Here is a 16,813-nt window from a genome sequence, read left to right as displayed (position 1 = left end):
GCCGTGCTTTCCCGCTGGTGGAGCGGTCGGCGCGCCCGTGAAACGCTGTCTGCAACCATTTTCGAATCTGTCTCCGCGCGCTGCGCCCTGATCGCAGGCCTGGACCCGGCATCCCAGGGGCGCCTGCGCGCGCTGGCTGGAAGCTTCCTGCAGCGCAAGGCGATCACACCGGTGCACGGCCTTGAACTGGGCGATCGCGAGCGTGCCCTGATCGCATCGCTCTGTTGTCTGCCGATACTGAATCTTGGCGGCCACTGGCTGGGCGGCTGGCATGAGGTCGTGGTCTATCCGGGCGCGTTTCGCGTACGCCGCAGCCAGTTGGATGAACCCACCGGCGTGCTGCACGAGTGGGACGAGGAGCTGGCGGGCGAAGCCTGGAGCGAAGGCCCCCTCATCCTGTCCTGGGAAGACGTGCTGCTCGACCTCGACGAACCCGCCGAGGGCTGCAATGTGGTCGCCCACGAGATCGCCCACAAGCTCGATCTGCGCGATGGCGTGCTGGATGGCACGCCTCCCCTGCCCGCCGCGCGCCAGCGCGCCTGGGCCCGCGACTTCCAGGCCGCCTTCGATGCCCTGTGCGCGGAGGTTCAAGCCGAACGCGAGACGCGGATCGACCCCTATGCAGCGACGGCACCAGAGGAGTTCTTCGCGGTCGTCAGCGAATACCATTTCTCGGCGCCGGAAGTGCTGCGCGATGCGCTGCCGACGGTGGCCGAACACCTCGCCGCGTTCTACGGCCCTTCGCCGGCAGAGCTGGCGCCCGAGCCACCCGCGCTCCAGCCGGAGTGAGTGGCAGCCAGCCGGGGCCCTTTGCAGAACTGCAGCCCTCGCGCGCGGCGCCGCTCAGCCGGCCGGCGAGAAGCGCAGCACGAAGCGTGCGCCGCCCAGTTCTTCCGAACGCTCCACGGACAGCTCGCCGCGATACGCGCGCACGATGTCCTGCACGATCGACAGGCCGATGCCGTGTCCCTGCACGCGCTCGTCGCCGCGAACGCCACGCTGCAGCAGCAGCTCCACCTTGTCGGGCGGAATGCCCGGGCCATCATCCTCGACCGAGATCATCAGCCCGGCGCGGCGTTGCGGCGCCACGGTGAGGGTCTGCGTGGTCAGCAGCACGCGGTGGTTGGCCCACTTGAAGGCGTTCTCCAGCAGATTGCCAAGCAGCTCCAGCAGATCACCCAGCTCGCCATAGAAGCGCGCGGTGGGATCCAGGTCGAACTCGCAAAGAACGTTCTTGCGGGCGTAGACCTTCTCAAGGCTCTGCACCAGCGACTCCACCTGCGGCTCGATGGCGATCGGTGCCGCGAACACCTGGTGGCCCGTGGTCGCCGCGCGCGCGAGCTGGTAGGCGACGATGCCGTCCATGCGCGCAACCTGTTCGCGCACATCGGCGCGCAGACCCTCGATGTCGTCGTCCCGCCCATCCTCGATGCGTGTGCGCAGCACCGCGAGCGGCGTCTTGAGGCTGTGCGCGAGATCACCGAGCGTGTTGCGGTAGCGCATCAGGTGCTCGCGCTCGCTTTCGATCAGTTCGTTGATGTTGCTGGTCAGCAGGGCCAACTCACGCGGGTAATCGCCGCGCAGGCGTTCGACCTCGCCGCGCTCGACTTCGGCCAGTTCACCGACCACTGCACGCAGCGGCTCCAGGCTCCAGCGCGAAATCAGGATCTGCACCGCCAGCAGCAGACCTGCGGCGGCGCCAAGATAGGCCCAGAGCGTGCGGCGGAACACCGCCACCTGCGCATCCACCGCCTCCGCCGTCTCGACGATGACGATCGAGAAATCGACATCCTCATCGGCTTCGCTGGTCCAGGCGACGCCAAGGCCGAGGCGATACACCGGCCCTTCGTCACTGTCGAGCGGCCCCTCGAAGCGCACCTCGCCCATCGCAAGGTCCATCGCCATGGGCACGCTGCGCGAGACCATCGAGGGCGATTCCCAGCTGAAACTCTCCGAGCGCACCGCCGCGTACAGGCCCGAACCCCCGGTCAGGAAACGCGGCTCCGGCGGCACTTCGGGAATGATCAGCTCACCGCCGCGGGCAAGATCGGCACCGGCAAGATAGGCATGCGCATAGGTCTGCAGGCGCTCTCGCAGGTTCGATACCGCCGCCTCGGTGAAGGCGCGATCCAGAGCGAAGCCTGTGAGACTCAGGAAGGCGACCAGCCCCAGCGCAGCCGCCAGCAGCTGGCGGCCCTGCAGGGAGAGCGCGCGGCGTGCGCTCATTGCACGCCCCTCGCGCGGCAGGCCGCCACTGCAAATGCGAAACCCGGCGCGGAGCGCCGGGCTTTGCGGTGATCCATGAGCATCGACTTATTCGTCGCGCGGGATCGCGAAGCGGTAGCCGCGGCCGCGCACCGTCTCGATCGGCTTGAGCTCGCCGTCAGGATCGAGCTTCTTGCGCAGTCGGCCGATGAACACCTCCAGCACGTTGGAATCGCGGTCGAAATCCTGCTGGTAGATGTGCTCGGTGAGATCAGCCTTCGAAACCAGCTCACCCGCGTGCAGCATCAGGTACTCGAGCACCTTGTACTCATAGCTGGTCAGGTCGACGCTCTGCCCGTTCACGCTCACGGTCTGTGCGGCGAGATCCAGCTTGATCGGACCGCAGTCGAGCGAGGGCTTGCTCCAGCCGGCCGCGCGGCGCAGCAGGGCATTGAGCCGCGCCAGCAGCTCCTCGACGTGGAAAGGCTTGACCAGGTAGTCGTCCGCGCCCGACTTCAAGCCTTCGACCTTGTCCTGCCAGCTCGATCGCGCGGTGAGGATAAGGATCGGGAACTTCTTGCCCTCGGTGCGCAGCGCGCGCACAAGGTCCATGCCCGACATCTTGGGCAGGCCGAGATCGATGACGGCGACGTCGAAGGGCACTTCGCGCCCCAGGTACAGGCCTTCCTCGCCGTCCTGGGCGAGGTCCACCGCATAGCCCTCGCGCTTCAGGCGGGCGCCCAGGGTCTCGCGCAGCGGGGCTTCGTCTTCAACCAGCAGGATGCGCATCGGATCGGCTCCTCATGCAGGGAACTGGAAAGTTGGAAGGCGGACGCCTCGGGCGTCGCCGGCGATGTACCGCGGGTGCGGTCATCGTACTCACTCGTCGCGGAAGGTCCCGGGCACGTCGCCGCGGCCGCCGCTGCGGCGATCGTCTCGGCGATTGTCCTGCATGACACGCACGCGTCCCTCGGGCGTCAGCACCTTCATGCGGTAGGTGTCGCGGCCACCGCGACGGACCGGCTCGACCCGCAGCACGCGCCCGCCGGTCTCCTGCTCCACTCGCCGAACCGACTCGCGGATTTCGGAAGGCGGAAGCTCAGGGATGTCCTCGCCCGAATCGGCAGACGCACAGGCGCTGCCGCAGGGCAGCAGCAAGGCGATCAGCAGCAGGGGCAGGCGGGCGGACATCATGGAGGCGCGATCTTAGACCAGTGAGGCCGTGGGCGGGAGCGTGGGGCCAGTCTCGCCAGCGGGGGGTGAATCCGTACTGAAGTCGGCCGCAGTCCTGGGCTTCCCTAGGGGCGGACCAGAGCGTCAGAAGATTTCCGCCACGCAGCAGCGCAGGCTGCCGCCGGCCTTCTCGATCTCGTCGAGTTCAACGCTTCGCAAAGCGAAGCCGGCCCGCTCCAGCTGCAGGCGCTGGTCGGGCCTCAGGCTGTCGGCTGCGCGCCCGCTGATCCATACCGAATCGGGGGCAAGGCTGATGCAGTTGGCCGCGAAGGCGTTCTTCTGCGCCGGCTCCAGCCACAGCACCTGCGGCGCATAGACGGCAGCGATCGCTTCGGCGGCGGCCGGGTCGGCGAAGCCTTCGGCACAGATCACCGCCATGCGCCCAGCCAGCACCGACAGCACGACATTGGCGTGGTACTCGCCGGCGGCAAGCTCCGCGCACAGCAGCGCGCGCAGGCCGAAGGCCTCGACCATCGATCGCGCGGCCGCGCGCGTGCAGCGCTCGCCAAGGCCGGCATAGCCGATGCCGCGGGCGCGGTCGATCACCAGCGAGCCGGTCAGCTCGCCGACCTCCCCAGCGCGCAGGTCCAGCTCGGCATAGCCCAGCAGCCCGCTGAAGAAGCCACGGATGTCCGGCCGCTCGGCCTCGCGCTGGCGCACCGGATGACGCATGCGACCGATGATCAGTCGGCCCGGTGTGGTGGCGAACACATTGTTCGGAAACAAGCCGTCCGGCGCATCCGGATCGCCAGCGAAGCAGATTGCCGGCAGTTCGCTGGAGAGCGCCCGCTGCAGGGCCTGGTGCTGGGCGCGCGCACGGTCGGTGCTGAAAGCCTGCTTCAGGTCCATGTAGGCATTGTCGCTGGCCGACTGTGCGGCGAGCTCCGAGCCCGCAGGCGAGACCAGAAAGGCCGCACGCGCGCAGGCCGGGCGATCTGCCGCCAACGCACGCGCAGCGGCGACATCAAAGCCCTCGAAAGGGCTCATGCCGCGCGCGCCTGCTGCTGCTCGACCGCCGCCAAGGCGCGCTGGACCAGCTCCCAACCGGCCTCGGGCCGATGCGCCTCGGTGCTCAGGATCTGGCGGAACTGGCGGCCGCCGGGCTGGCCGGCGAACAGGCCAAGGATGTGGCGGCTGAAGTGCTTGAGCATCACTCCGCGCGCCTGCAGCTCGCGCACGTGCGGCTCCAGCGAACGCAGCAGTTCCTCGCGCGTCTGCAGCGGCGCATCAGGCGCGAACAGCGTGCGATCCAGTCGATGCAGCAGGTAGGGGTCGTGGTAGGCGGCGCGACCGATCATCGCGCCATCGACGTGGACGAGTTGCTCCCGCACCGCGGACTCGCTGGCGATGCCGCCATTGATCGCGATCTGCAGCTCCGGCCGCTCGCGCTTGAGGCGATGCACCAGCGGGTAGTTCAGAGGCGGAATCTCGCGGTTCTCCTTCGGCGACAGGCCCTGCAGCCAGGCCTTGCGGGCATGCACGATGAACGTCCTGCAGCCGGCGGCCGTCAGCGTTTCGACGAAACCGAACAGGCTGTCGGCCTCGTCCTGGTCGTCGACGCCGATCCGGCACTTGATGGTCACCGGCACCTTCACCGCAGCCTGCATCGCGGCGAAGCAGTCGGCCACGCGCTGCGGCTCCAGCATCAGGCAGGCGCCGAAGCTGCCAGCCTGCACGCGGTCCGAGGGGCAGCCGACATTGAGGTTGATCTCGTCATAGCCCCAGTCGGCGCCGATGCGCGCGGCCTGCGCCAGCCGTTCCGGCTCGCTGCCGCCCAACTGCAGGGCCAGCGGGTGCTCGACCGCATCGAATCCCAGCAGGCGCTCGCGGTCGCCGTGCAGCACCGCCTGCGCATGCACCATCTCGGTGTACAGGCGCGCGTGCGGCGCCAGCGCGCGGTGGAACACGCGGCAGTGGCGGTCGGTCCAGTCCATCATCGGGGCGACGGAGAGGCGAAAGCTGGCAGCGAAGTCGGCGGGCACGCGCGGCGGACTCTGGTTCGGGGCGCGTAGGGTAGCGCGCGCCGGCTGAAGGCCGGGCCTGCGGTTGCATCCGGCGCGTCGATCGCGGGCAGTCACCGTGGTCGACGGGGCCGGTCCGGGGCCGACGCCCACAGCAATCCATGGCGGTGTCGCCTCTACTCCACCCGCAGCGGCCGTTCAGCCAGACCCGTGTTCGACTCGCCGTTCCAGTAGCGCAGGCGGTAGCGGCCCGGCTGCTCCGGCGCGACCAGGCTGACCTCGTTGCTGGCGAAGCCACGGTCCTGGTTCAAGCGCTGGCGCCGCACCACCTTGTCGTCTTCGGCCTCGACGATCTGCACGTCATCACGCACCGCCCCCGGCCCTTGCCAGCGCAGGGTGAAGCGCTGGCCTGCGGGAACGCTGTCGGGCGCCTCCAGCTCAACGGCAATCGCACGCACAAGAAAGGCGCGTTCGACCAGCACGCGATCATCGGTACCGCTGTAGTAGCGCAGCGTGTAGCTACCGGGGGCGATCGGCGCGGTGATGCTCGCCTCATTCTTGGCAAAGCCACGATCCTGGTTGAGACGCTGGCGACGGATCACCCGAGTGTCGTCCGCGGCGGTGATCTGCAGGTCGTCACGCACGGCCCCTGGCCCTTGCCAGCGGACAGTGAACGGACGCCCCATGTCGACCTCGGCCGGCGCATCCAGTCCCACCTCGGCGGCCACCACGTCGAACTCGCGCTCGGCCAGCACCTCGTCGTTCTCACCGTTGAAGTAGCGCAGTACATAGCGACCCGGCACCGTGGGCGCCTGCAGACTGGCCTCGCGGCGCTCGAAGCCGCGGTCCTGATTCAGACGCTGGCGACGAACCACGTTCGCGTCGCCGACCGCGGCGATCTGCACGTCGTCGCGGCCCGCGCCCGGCCCCTGCCAGCGGACCACGAAGGTCGAGCCGATCGGCACCTGCGCGGGCGCGTCCAGGCTGACTTCCGCCGCGACCAGCTCGATCGGCTGCCGGGCCAACACGCGCTGCAGCTCGCCATGCCAGTAGCGCAGCTCGTAGCGGCCCGGCTCGGCGGCCATCACCAGCCGCGCGCTGCGCGTATCGAAGCCGCGGTCCTGGTTGAGGCGCTGGCTGCGCAGCACACGACCGGTGCCTTCCGCCGCGCTTGGATCGAACAGCTGCACATCGTCGCGCGCATCGCCAGGGCCCTGCCAGCGGACCTCGATCGTGCTGGCGATGGCGGCCTGTGCAGGCGCCTCGAGCGCCGCTTCGGGAATCGGTCTGGGCGGAGGCGATGGCGCTTCGACCAGGGTCTGCTGCAGGGCCGCCTGCAGCGCGGCCACATCATTGGCCTGCAGGTAGCGGCCGCCTGTGCGCTCGGCGAGGCAGGCCACCTGCCGACCCTCCTGCTCACTCAGACCGAAGCCGACCACATGCGCGGTGAAGTCCACGCCACTGGCCGCCAGCTGCTCGCCGAGGGCACAAGGGTCGGCATCGCAGGTCTCGACGCCGTCGGTGATCAACACCACCCGCGCCGCCCGCTCGGTATGGCGCAATGCCACCGCCGCACGACGCACCGACTCGGTCAGCGGCGTCATACCCTGGAACTTCATGTCGCGCGCGGCGGCATTGATCGCATCGGCGCTGCCGACGGCCGGCGGTACTACCAGCTCGATGTCGGCGCAGTCGCCGCGGCGACGGTGGCCATAGGCCAGCAGGCCAATCTCGGCGTCGGGGGGCAATGCCGACAGCGCGCCGGCCAGGGTTTCGCGGGCGATCTCGAGCTTGGGTCGGCCCTCGATCTGGCCCCACATCGAGCCCGAGGCATCCAGCACCACCAGGGTGGCTTCGTTGGCGCTTGCTACCGTGCCCAGGCAGCTCAGCAGGCAGACAAGGGCGCGCGCGGTCGTGTGGTGCATCGGATATCTCTCTCATTGGCAGGGCAAGCGGTTGGAAGCCGCCATCCTCGGGTACGGAAGAAGGTGCGCGCGAAGGACAGGAGGACGATGACTCAAGACCGTTGATCGAGGTGAGCTGGCGTTGTCGGAGAGAGCACAGGCGGCCCGCCGCTATACTCCGCGCCCATGCCGGCCGCCGCTCCGACCCTGCTCCTGCTCAGCCTCGAGGCCGTGATCATCGCGGTCACGGACGAAACGCCACGCGTGCTGACCGTGCGCGAGGCCGGTGGCGAAGAGGCTCTGCCCTCCGGCCCGCTGGACGTGGCCAGGCACCTGACCATCGAACGCGGCCTGCGCGACTGGGTCGAGCAGCAGACCGGGTTTCCGCTGGGCTATGTCGAGCAGCTCTACACCTACGGCGACCGCGAGCGCGACCCGCGCGAGCGCGAGCTCGGCGCGCGCGTGGTGTCGACTGCCTACCTTGCCCTCGTACGCGAGCAGCCGCTGCCGCGCGAACTCACCGCGCAGTGGTCCAATTGGTACGCCTACCTGCCTTGGGAAGACTGGCGCAGCGGACGCCCCGCGCTGATCGACCGCGACCTGAAGCCCCATCTCTACGCCTGGGCGGGGCGCGAAAGGCGCCGGCGCGAGCGCGCCGATCTCGTGTTCGGCTTCGATGACGCGCCCTGGGATCCCGAGCGCACGCTGGAGCGCTACGAACTGCTGTGGGAAGCCGGCGCCGTCGGCGAGGCCTTGCGCGACCGCGGCGAAGGCAAATCCGCCCCCGGCTCGGGCCGTGCGATGGCGGCAGACCACCGGCGCATCCTCGCAACCGCCTTGGGCCGCCTGCGCGGCAAGCTGAAATACCGCCCGGTCGTGTTCGAGCTGCTGCCGCCGGAGTTCACCCTGGGCCAGCTGCAGCGCGTGGTCGAGGCGCTGGCGGGCGCGCGCGTGCACAAGCAGAACTTCCGCCGGCTGATCGAAGCGGCCGGCCTGGTCGAGGGTACGGGTCGACTGGACCACGGCACCGGCGGCCGCCCGGCCGAACTGTTCCGCTTCCGCCACGAGGTGTTCCGCGAGCGCCCGGCGCCGGGCGTTTATTTTCCGGGCGCCTGGTGGGGGCGGTAGGACGGGCCGAGGTTCCCGCGTCGCGCTTCCACAGCGGGAGATGAGCGTCACGGACCGAAGGAGGGCACCTGCCGCAGGACCGAGGCGAGCGTCCAGCCCATGCTCAGCCGGCGTCAACCCCATGCGCGGATCTCGCTCGCGGCTGCCGTCCACTAAACTACGTGCCCTTTCGCGGATACCCCTTCCATGTCCGAACTCGAATCGCGCGCGCTGGCCAAGACCTGGTTCTATCCCTTCAAGCTGCCCTCGGGAGCGATGACGCCGACCTATGACGGCGGTGCGCTGGATGCGATCCATCACACCCGCTCGCAGATGCTGGATGCGCTGATCGCGCAGGAGTTCGCCGGCGACCGCTCGCAGCTGACCTCCGTGGACTTGGCCTGCCACCAGGGCTGGTTCTCGGTGCAGCTGGCGCAGGCCGGGTTCAGCAAGGTGCTGAGCGTGGATGCCCGCGACGAGCACGTCGCCGATTCGCGGCTGATCCGCGATGCCCTGGGCCTGCCGCAGATCAACGTGGTCCAGAGCGACGTGCATGCGCTCGATACCGCGGCCCTCGGCGTGCACGACCTGGTGCTCTGCTTTGGCCTGATCTACCACCTGGAAAACCCCGTAGGTGCGCTGCGCGTGGCGCGCGCGCTGACGAAGAATGTCTGCGTGATCGAGACCCAGGTGGTGCCCGGCCTGACCGGCTGGGTGGACTACGGCAGCTATCGCTTCGTGCGTCCGTTGAAGGGCAGCTTCGGCATCATCGACGAGACCGAAGAGACCCACGGCCCGGAGGCCAGCACCACCGGCATCTGTCTGGTGCCCAGCACCGAAGCGCTGGTGTGGATTCTGCGGCGCATCGGCTTCTCGCGGGTCGAGGTGCTGCCGGTGCCCGCCGATGGCTACGAGCAGCTGGTGCACCGCAAGCGGGTGATGGTCGCAGCCTGGGTCTGATGCGTCGGGATTCGCGATCGGCAAACGCGGACTGCAGCGGGTTCCCCGCTAGCGCCGCAAGCGGTGGGCGGCCCCCAACCCGTGGTTTCCCGCGTTCGGTCCCTGCCCGGCGCGCGTCTGACCCTTTGTCCAGGCGCCAGCGGCTGGCGCTTGCCAAGGCCCGGCACGTATTGACGCGTGCCCCGGGCATCGGGTCGCCCCCTCACCCTGCCCTCAGCCGGCAGCCGCTACACTTTCATCCTTCAATACGTCCGCCTGGAAACCGTCCATGTCCCTCGACCCCGCCCTGCGCTCCCGCATCGAAAACTTGCTGTCCGAGCACCGCGTGGTGCTGTTCATGAAGGGCAACGCCCAGGCGCCACGCTGCGGCTTCTCGGCCAAGGCCGTCGGGGCCCTGCAGGCAGTGATCGAGAGCTTCCACACGGTCGACGTGCTGGAGGATGGCGAGATCCGCGAGGGCATCAAGGTCTTCGGCAGCTGGCCGACGATTCCGCAGCTGTATGTCGATGGCGAGCTGGTCGGCGGCAGCGACATCATCGAGGGCATGCTGAATTCCGGCGAGCTGCACGGCCTGTTTGGCGTCGCCCCGCCCGACCGCACGCCGCCCGCGATCACCATCACGCCCAAGGCCGCCGAAGCGATCCGCTCGGCCATGGCCGACAGCGGCGCCGGGCTTGAACTGCACATGGCCATCGATCCGCGCTTCAACGCGCAGTTCCAGCTGAAGCCCGCGGCCGGCGGCGAGATCGTGTCCGAGTCCGAAGGCATCCGCGTGCACTTCGACCTGGCCTCGGCGCAGCGCGCCAAGGGCCTCGAGATCGATTGGGTCGAGGATGTGCGCGGCGCCGGATTGAGCATCCGCAATCCGAATGCACCCGCGCCGGTGCAGGCGATGAGCGTGCAGACCCTGGCCGCGCGAGTCGCCGCCGGCGACATCACCGTGATCGACGTGCGCCCGGCCAGCGATCGCGGCTACGCGCCCTTCCCGCACCCGCACCGGGTGCTGGACGAGAGCACCGTCGCTGAACTGGAGGCCCTGCCCAAGGACACCGAACTGGCCTTCCTTTGCCACCACGGCGTGTCCAGCGCGCGCGCCGCCGAGCACTTCCGTGGCCAGGGCTTCCGCAAGCTGTTCAATGTCGAAGGCGGCATTGAGGCTTGGTCGCAGCAGATCGACCCGAGCGTGCCGCGCTACTGAGCGCGTTTAGGCTTTCGCCTGGGCACCCGGCGCCGCTCCCGAACGAGAGCGGCGCGAGCGCACGGCCGAGTCGCCGGACAGCGCGGGCAAGCGCGGGCAAGCGCATTTTCAGTCGAAGCGCAGGTGCTTGACCGACTTGCCGTGGCGACGCACCAGCTTCAAGGCCTCGATGCCGACCTGGATATGGCTTTCGACGAAGTTGGCGCTGACCACCTTGTCCGAAGCCTCGGTCTTCACCCCTTCAGGGATCATCGGCTGGTCGGACACCAGCAGCAGGGCGCCCGAGGGGATCGAATTGGCGAAGCCCGCGGCAAACACCGTGGCCGTCTCCATGTCGATCGCCATGCAGCGCAGCTTGCGCAGATAGGCCTTGAATTCCTCGTCGTGCTCCCAGACGCGGCGGTTGGTGGTGTAGACCGTGCCCGTCCAGTAGTCGTGCTCCAGATCGCGGATCATGGTCGACACCGCGCGCTGCAGGGCGAACGCGGGCAGCGCCGGCACCTCGGGGGGCAGGTAATCGTTGGATGTGCCCTCGCCGCGAATCGCCGCGATCGGCAGCACCAGATCACCGAGCTGGTTCTTCCTCTTGAGCCCCCCACACTTGCCAAGGAACAGCACCGCCTTGGGCCCATAGGCCGAGAGCAGGTCCATCACCGTCGCGGCATTGGCGCTGCCCATGCCGAAGTTGATCATGGTGATGCCGTCATGCGTGGCGCTCGGCATTGGCCGGTCGCGACCGACGATTTCGGCTCCGGTCAGCTTGGCGAACACATCGAGGTAGCCACCGAAGTTGGTCAGCAGCACGTGCTGACCGAAGTTCTCGAGCGCCACGCCGGTGTAACGCGGCAGCCAGTTGGAAACGATTTCGTTCTTGCTCTTCATGGGAGGGTCCGGGACAGCGGGTTCCGGCGACGCCACGCCGGCAGATCACATCGGGCAACACGCGCACCGCGAAGTGTACGCGAGGCCCACTGCCCGGATCGCCGCTTGGATGGCTCCGTCCCCGCACGTACAGTGAAGGTTCGAGTCTCCCAGCCCCCAGGCGATGCCCATGTCCGACATCACACAGCTGCTGAGGCGATGGAGCGCTGGCGAACAGAGCGCGCGCGATTCGCTCCTTTCGGCGCTGTATCCGCTGCTCAAGGACATGGCGCGTCGACAGCTGGGCCGGGGGCCGTCTGTGACCTTGCAGCCGACCGACCTTCTGCATTCCGCCTATGAGCGCCTGCAGATCGACCATGGGCGCGAGTGGGTGGACCGTTCACAGTTCCTGGCGATCGCAAGCGTCCTGATCCGCAATACGCTGATCGACCATCTGCGCGGACGCTCCAGCCAGAAGCGCGGCGGCGACGTGGCCCATACGGCCATGGATGTCATCGAGGCCGAACCTCAGGCGCCCGGCGAGGATCCACAGGCCGCGGTGGGGCTCGACGCGGTCTTGAACCGACTCGCGGAGATCGAGCCGGCCTGCGCGCAGGTGGTGGTGCTCAAGGTATTCGCTGGCTTCCAGACCGACGAGATCGCCGAGGCTTTGGGCAGCTCGACGGCCACTGTCGGTCGCCAGTGGCGATTTGCGCGCGCTTGGCTGGCTGAGAATCTCTGATCTCGCATTCCGTCCCATGAGCCACGACCCGGGTCGGGATCGCCGACTGTACGAACTGTTCAACGCAGCCCTGGATCTCGGCGCTCAGGCGAGAGGCGCGTTGCTTGAATCGCTGCATCGAGAGGACCCGCAGCTTGCGGCGCAGCTTCAGGGCATGCTCGATACCGATGCGATTGGCGAGATGCAGCATGAGCGCACGTCAGATCTGCACTCCGCCTTGCGCCAGTCGCTGCAGAGCGGCCCGCCCACCGATCTGCCGAGCCGATTGGGCGCTTATCGGATCGAGGGCAAGCTCGGCGAGGGTGGAATGGGGGTGGTCTATCTCGGGCGTCGCGAGGGCCTGGTCGATGCCCCCGCCGTCGCACTCAAGCTGATCGCCGAGCGATTGCGCTCGGGCGCGGCGAAAGAGCGCTTCCTCAGCGAGCAGCGCAGCCTGGCGCGCCTCGATCATCCTGGCGTGTGCCGTTTCATCGATGCCGACACTCTTGCAGACGGGCGCCCGCTGGTCGTGATGGAGGCGGTCAAGGGCCAGCCTATCGACGCCTGGCTGACCGCAAGCAAACCCTCCCTGCGGGCCCTGCTGGAGCTCTTGTTGGAGCTGCTGGCGGCGGTCAGTCATGCGCATGAGCGCCTGATCGTGCATCGCGACATCAAGGCCTCCAACGTGCTGGTGACCGACGGCGGGCGGGTGAAGCTCCTCGACTTCGGCATTGCCAAGCTGATGGATGAGGCTGAATCCACCCAGGCCACCGCAACCTCGGATCGTTTCATGACGCCGGGCATCGCGGCACCGGAGTACTGGAGCCGCGGCGAAGTCACGGTGGCGACGGATGTCTATGCGCTCGGCGCGCTGATGTATCGCCTGTTGAGCGGGCGTGACCCATTGAGGTTTGAAGGCATGGGGCCGACGGCCATCGAGCGGCAGTTGCTGTTCGTCGAACCGGACCCGCTGAGTGCCGCGGTCTCGCCGGAGTTCCGCAGCCAGATCAATCGCGACCTCGAAGCCATCGTCCACAAATGTCTGCGCAAGTCGCCCGCGGACCGCTACGGCAGCGCCGATGCGCTGGCCGCGGACCTGCGCCGGCTTCTGGATGGCTTTCCGGTGCTGGCGCGCCCCTCGGGCGCCCTCTACCGCGCGCACCTTTTTGGCAAGCGGCATCGCGGAGGTCTCGCCGCTTCGATCATGGCGCTCGCGCTCCTCGCCGGATGGGCGATCTCGCTGCGCGCAAGCCTGAACGAGGCGGAGCGGCAACGCGAAACCGCTGTTGCCGAGCGCAATCGCGCGACTCTGGTTTCGGACATCCTGCAGCAGTCGATCCTGCAGGCCGACCCGGCGCGTCGCTCGATGGAGTTCGTGGGCGCGCGGGAGATCATGACTGCGGCCGCACAACGCATTGCGCCACTCGAAACCTCTGATCCTTCGACTTTCGCCGATCTGGCGCTTTCGATCAGCAGCATCGAGCTCGAATATATCCGCAATACCGAGGCTCTCGAACTGGCTCGTCGAGGGCTTGACGCCCTCAGCGGAGTCGCGCGTCCAGAGCAAGCCAACAAGCTGCGTCTCGTGGCCGCGATCGCCGCGGCGCGCGAACGCAGACTGGACGAAGCGGAAGCGCTGATCTCGGACTATCTCGCCACGGGCGCGCCTGCGGACATGGCGCTGAATCTGGCCACCTCGCGCATCTTGCTTGGACGCACTCGATACCAAGAAGCGTTCGAGGCCTCCCTGGCTGGACTCTCCCATCCCGAGGCCGACGACCCGCAGAACCATCTGGCCAACGAGCTGCGCCGGCAACATGCCCAGACGCTTCTGCGCATGGGGCGCCGCTCGGAGGCGCTCGATGCGCTCGGCGCGATGTTGGAGTGGCAGAGGAAGTCGCTCCCCGAGGCGCACGCCTGGGTGCTGGAGACCCGCATGGATCGTCTTCCCCTGCTGGCGCGCGATTCAAGTTCCAGCGTGATCGAAACCGAACGTGATGAGCTGATCGCTTCGATGAAGCTGCTCTTCGGGGACCCCAGCCCACAGGTCGCGTTCGTGCATGCACGGGCGGGCGAAGCGCTAGCGCAGCTCGGAGACCACGCCGGGACAGCCATGGCGATGAGAGAAGCCTCAAGGCGATTGCGGGACATCCGCGGCCCGACGGACGACACCTACCTTCGGCTGCAGTTGAATCTGGGACTCGCCCTGCTGCAGATTGGCAGCGCCGAATCCTTGGCGGAGGCGCGACAGGTATTGGAAGCCGCAGAACGGACCCAGTCGGAGCGGATGGGGCCGCAGTCCGCGTTCGCACTCCACTTCAGAACCCTGCTGGCGAGGGTGCTGGCGCGGCAGGGCCGTGGCGAAGAGGCCGTGGCACTGCTCTCCGGACCGGAAGAAGCAGCCTGGGAAGTCGCCGTGGCTAGCAGCGCCAACCGCAGGGCGAGAGCCGCCACCCTGCGGGAGCTGCTGGAATCGTCCGCCCTGGGCTGCCGCCCCGGGCACGCCTCAATCGATCCGCGTTGCGCGCAACTTCAACAGCGCCTGGAGCGCCTGCAGCAGACACCCGGCATCTAGCGGCGTGTTGAGAACCTCCCTTCCGGGGAGTTCTTCAAGTCGGCGGTCCGGTGCAGGCCCGCACCGCCTCACGACACACCAATCGCTTACGCGCTTGCCTCGTCGCCCCCTGCGGTGCAGAGGACCGGCTCGCACCGGGCGTGGTCGTTCTCGAGGGACTGGTCGATGCGCTTGATCAGCGGTGAAACGCTCTCGAAAGCGCCGCGCCGTATTGCTCCGTCCTTGATCAGCCCGAAACGCCGCGCGACCTGATCAAGACAGGCCCCCTAGGGCGTCACTTGTCCAGTCCCACCTGACCTTGATCCCTGGTCGCGAGTCCGGCACGTGTCCGGACTCGCTTGCGCTGGATCAAGCATCGCGTGCTCGACCCGCGGGTGCGCCCTCCGTGGCGCGGGGCAACGCTGAATTCCTCTGCGTTGCCCCAGCCCGCGATGACGTGCCTGTACCCGCGATCGCGCACGTAGGCCGGTCACCCAGCACCTACTGGATCCACGCATCCACGGTGCAGGCCACCGGAATCGACGCATTGGAGGAGACACCGAACGGTGAAGTCACGGTGATGTGCATGACACCGCTGGAGCCGGGGCTGGGGCAGGAATACGACTGGAACGGAAAGGGCGTGCTGCCGCTTATCGAGGGGAGCACGCTGCCTTGCGTCACGAAGGTGTAGGTGAAATTCGGCCCCTGCGGCCAGACTTGGCAGTCCATCGATCTCGGGTAAACGGGATAGCACACCAACTCGGCCACATCTGGCGGTTCAGCGCTCCCGCGACAGGTCCCGAAGACCAGGCCCTCGCTGGAATCGCAGGGATCGCCCGCAGCGACGTGCTGGTACGAGCCTGCGGCACAGGACTTCATGCCGAGCTCGCAGAACTCCTCCGCCTCGACATTGGATCCGTAGCCGAGAGCGGCGACCAGGAGGGCGCAGAAGACGGAACTTGCATCGCGCATGGATGGGTTTCGCGTGGGCATTTGGTTGTTGGGACACGAAGCAGCGCATTCCGGGCTGCGCTTTGTCGTGGAGAACGACGCGCGTCGGACGGGCACCTACCCCGCCGGGCGAATGGCCGACTCAGCATACGTGTTCCCATTCGCAATCGAGAGCGCGAATCGATCACGGCGACGCGCCAGGGGGCGGAGCAAACAATTCACCGGCTACTGCCGTGCCCCCCGAACATTCCCCGGCTCGCCCGGCAGGGTGCTGCGCCAGGGGTTGATGTCGAGGCCGCCGCGGCGGGTGTAGCGGGCCTGCACAGTGAGGCGCTCGGGCGCGCACCGGCGCATCAGGTCCACGAAGATCCGCTCCACGCACTGTTCGTGGAAATCGTCGTGGCGGCGGAAGGAGACGAGGTAGCGCAGCAGACCTTCGCGGTCGATGCGCGGGCCGCGGTAGCCGATCTGCACGCTCGCCCAGTCGGGCTGGCCGGTGACCGGGCAGTTGGATTTCAGCAGCCGCGAGACCAGCAGCTCGTCGACCACGTCGTCGCCGGCACTCAGCAGTTCCGGTCGCGGCGGGCCGTAGACATCGATGTCGGTTTCGATCTCATCGATGCAGAAACCGGCGGGCTCGGCCATGGGCTCGGCCGCCGCCTCGTCGAGCGTCTTGAGTTTCACGCGCACCGGCGCGCCGGCAGCCTGTGAGAGGTCGGCCTCGATGCGCGCTTGCACTTCGTCGCGACCGTCGATGCGCTCCTGGTTGAAGCCGTTCAGGTACAGCTTGAAGCTCTTGGATTCGATGATGCAGGGCGAGTCCGCCGGCACCCGGATTTCGGCGATCGCCACCTTCGGCTTGCCGCGCGGATCCAGCCAGGACAGCTCCCAGGCGTTCCAGATGTCGACGCCCGCGAACGGCGGCGGCGCTTCGATGCCGAGCTCACTGCGCTTGGCGGCGCGCGGGATCGGGAACAGACGCGAGGCGTCGTAATGGTCGGCATATTCGACCGTCTTGCCCAGGGTCGAAGCGTGAGCGGCGCTGTGGAAGTCGCCAGAGCTGTGCGTAGTCATGGCGCGGATTCTAGCGGCCGCCTTCCGCGGCGACTTCCGGCCCATGCCTGCGCAGGGCGTGAAGAGCATTCTTCACGACCTGCC

The 16,813-nt window shown here is 68.0% G+C and carries 15 protein-coding genes; 6 read left to right on the top strand and 9 right to left on the bottom strand.

From position 1 onward, the window contains the following. Positions 1–3: 3 nt before the first annotated feature. On the top strand, positions 4–789 hold the full coding sequence (locus BLP83_RS12735; RefSeq protein ID WP_091243405.1) for a M90 family metallopeptidase: 786 nt from the start codon (positions 4–6) through the stop codon (positions 787–789). 54 nt (positions 790–843) lie between these two features. On the opposite strand, the gene BLP83_RS12730 is transcribed toward BLP83_RS12735, so the two are convergent. From BLP83_RS12730 to BLP83_RS12705, 6 genes are all read right to left on the bottom strand, one after another. After that, positions 844–2,226, bottom strand: coding sequence for an ATP-binding protein (locus BLP83_RS12730; protein ID WP_091243402.1), 1,383 nt, complete (start codon positions 2,224–2,226; stop codon positions 844–846). A gap of 87 nt (positions 2,227–2,313) precedes the next feature. Continuing rightward, entirely contained in the window at positions 2,314–2,994 is a 681-nt protein-coding gene (locus BLP83_RS12725) for a response regulator transcription factor (RefSeq protein ID WP_091243399.1), read from the bottom strand. 90 nt (positions 2,995–3,084) lie between these two features. Further along, positions 3,085–3,399 carry a PepSY domain-containing protein gene (locus BLP83_RS12720; protein WP_091243396.1) on the bottom strand — a complete coding sequence of 105 codons (315 nt, stop codon included), beginning with the start codon at positions 3,397–3,399 and terminating at the stop codon, positions 3,085–3,087. A gap of 123 nt (positions 3,400–3,522) precedes the next feature. Then, a complete protein-coding gene (locus tag BLP83_RS12715; RefSeq protein WP_091243393.1) occupies positions 3,523–4,425 on the bottom strand; it encodes an arginine deiminase-related protein in 903 nt (300 codons plus the stop codon). Continuing rightward, positions 4,422–5,375 carry a tRNA dihydrouridine(20/20a) synthase DusA gene (dusA, locus tag BLP83_RS12710; RefSeq protein ID WP_091243390.1) on the bottom strand — a complete coding sequence of 318 codons (954 nt, stop codon included), beginning with the start codon at positions 5,373–5,375 and terminating at the stop codon, positions 4,422–4,424. The genes BLP83_RS12715 and dusA overlap by 4 nt, the downstream gene beginning before the upstream one ends. A 200-nt stretch (positions 5,376–5,575) precedes the next feature. Further along, a complete protein-coding gene (locus tag BLP83_RS12705; RefSeq protein WP_091243388.1) occupies positions 5,576–7,324 on the bottom strand; it encodes a VWA domain-containing protein in 1,749 nt (582 codons plus the stop codon). Between the two features lie 165 nt (positions 7,325–7,489). Here BLP83_RS12705 and BLP83_RS12700 point away from each other — a divergent pair, with 165 nt between their 5' ends. The 3 genes from BLP83_RS12700 (at position 7,490) to grxD (ending at position 10,568) form a co-directional block, all read left to right on the top strand. Continuing rightward, positions 7,490–8,431, top strand: coding sequence for an NUDIX hydrolase (locus BLP83_RS12700; protein ID WP_091243386.1), 942 nt, complete (start codon positions 7,490–7,492; stop codon positions 8,429–8,431). Between the two features lie 186 nt (positions 8,432–8,617). Further along, positions 8,618–9,370 carry a class I SAM-dependent methyltransferase gene (locus BLP83_RS12695; RefSeq protein WP_091243383.1) on the top strand — a complete coding sequence of 251 codons (753 nt, stop codon included), beginning with the start codon at positions 8,618–8,620 and terminating at the stop codon, positions 9,368–9,370. 268 nt (positions 9,371–9,638) lie between these two features. After that, positions 9,639–10,568 (top strand): Grx4 family monothiol glutaredoxin, encoded by a 930-nt coding sequence (grxD, locus tag BLP83_RS12690; protein WP_091243381.1) that lies wholly within the window; start codon positions 9,639–9,641, stop codon positions 10,566–10,568. Positions 10,569–10,676: 108 nt separating this feature from the next. Here the strand turns inward: grxD and BLP83_RS12685 are convergent, their stop codons facing one another. Next, positions 10,677–11,450 (bottom strand): AMP nucleosidase, encoded by a 774-nt coding sequence (locus tag BLP83_RS12685; RefSeq protein ID WP_091243378.1) that lies wholly within the window; start codon positions 11,448–11,450, stop codon positions 10,677–10,679. A gap of 169 nt (positions 11,451–11,619) precedes the next feature. Here BLP83_RS12685 and BLP83_RS12680 point away from each other — a divergent pair, with 169 nt between their 5' ends. Both BLP83_RS12680 and BLP83_RS12675 read left to right on the top strand, forming a co-directional pair. Beyond that, positions 11,620–12,171 carry an ECF-type sigma factor gene (locus BLP83_RS12680; RefSeq protein ID WP_176764183.1) on the top strand — a complete coding sequence of 184 codons (552 nt, stop codon included), beginning with the start codon at positions 11,620–11,622 and terminating at the stop codon, positions 12,169–12,171. A 16-nt stretch (positions 12,172–12,187) separates the two neighbouring features. Then, a complete protein-coding gene (locus BLP83_RS12675) occupies positions 12,188–14,725 on the top strand; it encodes a serine/threonine protein kinase (protein ID WP_091243374.1) in 2,538 nt (845 codons plus the stop codon). A 480-nt stretch (positions 14,726–15,205) separates the two neighbouring features. Here BLP83_RS12675 and BLP83_RS12670 read toward each other — a convergent pair whose 3' ends face one another. Both BLP83_RS12670 and queF read right to left on the bottom strand, forming a co-directional pair. Next, positions 15,206–15,676: a hypothetical protein gene (locus BLP83_RS12670; protein WP_091243373.1), complete on the bottom strand. Its 471-nt coding sequence runs from the start codon at positions 15,674–15,676 to the stop codon at positions 15,206–15,208. A 204-nt stretch (positions 15,677–15,880) separates the two neighbouring features. Next, the gene (queF, locus tag BLP83_RS12665) at positions 15,881–16,729 is read right to left on the bottom strand and encodes an NADPH-dependent 7-cyano-7-deazaguanine reductase QueF (protein ID WP_091243370.1); all 849 of its coding nucleotides are present in this window, start codon (positions 16,727–16,729) and stop codon (positions 15,881–15,883) included. Positions 16,730–16,813 lie beyond the last annotated feature (84 nt).

The organism is Aquimonas voraii (assembly GCF_900101825.1).
In the GTDB taxonomy this organism is placed as follows: Bacteria; Pseudomonadota; Gammaproteobacteria; order Xanthomonadales; family Xanthomonadaceae; genus Aquimonas; species Aquimonas voraii.
Note: the sequence above shows the minus strand (reverse complement) of the source record. Positions and strands in the feature narration are given on the sequence as shown.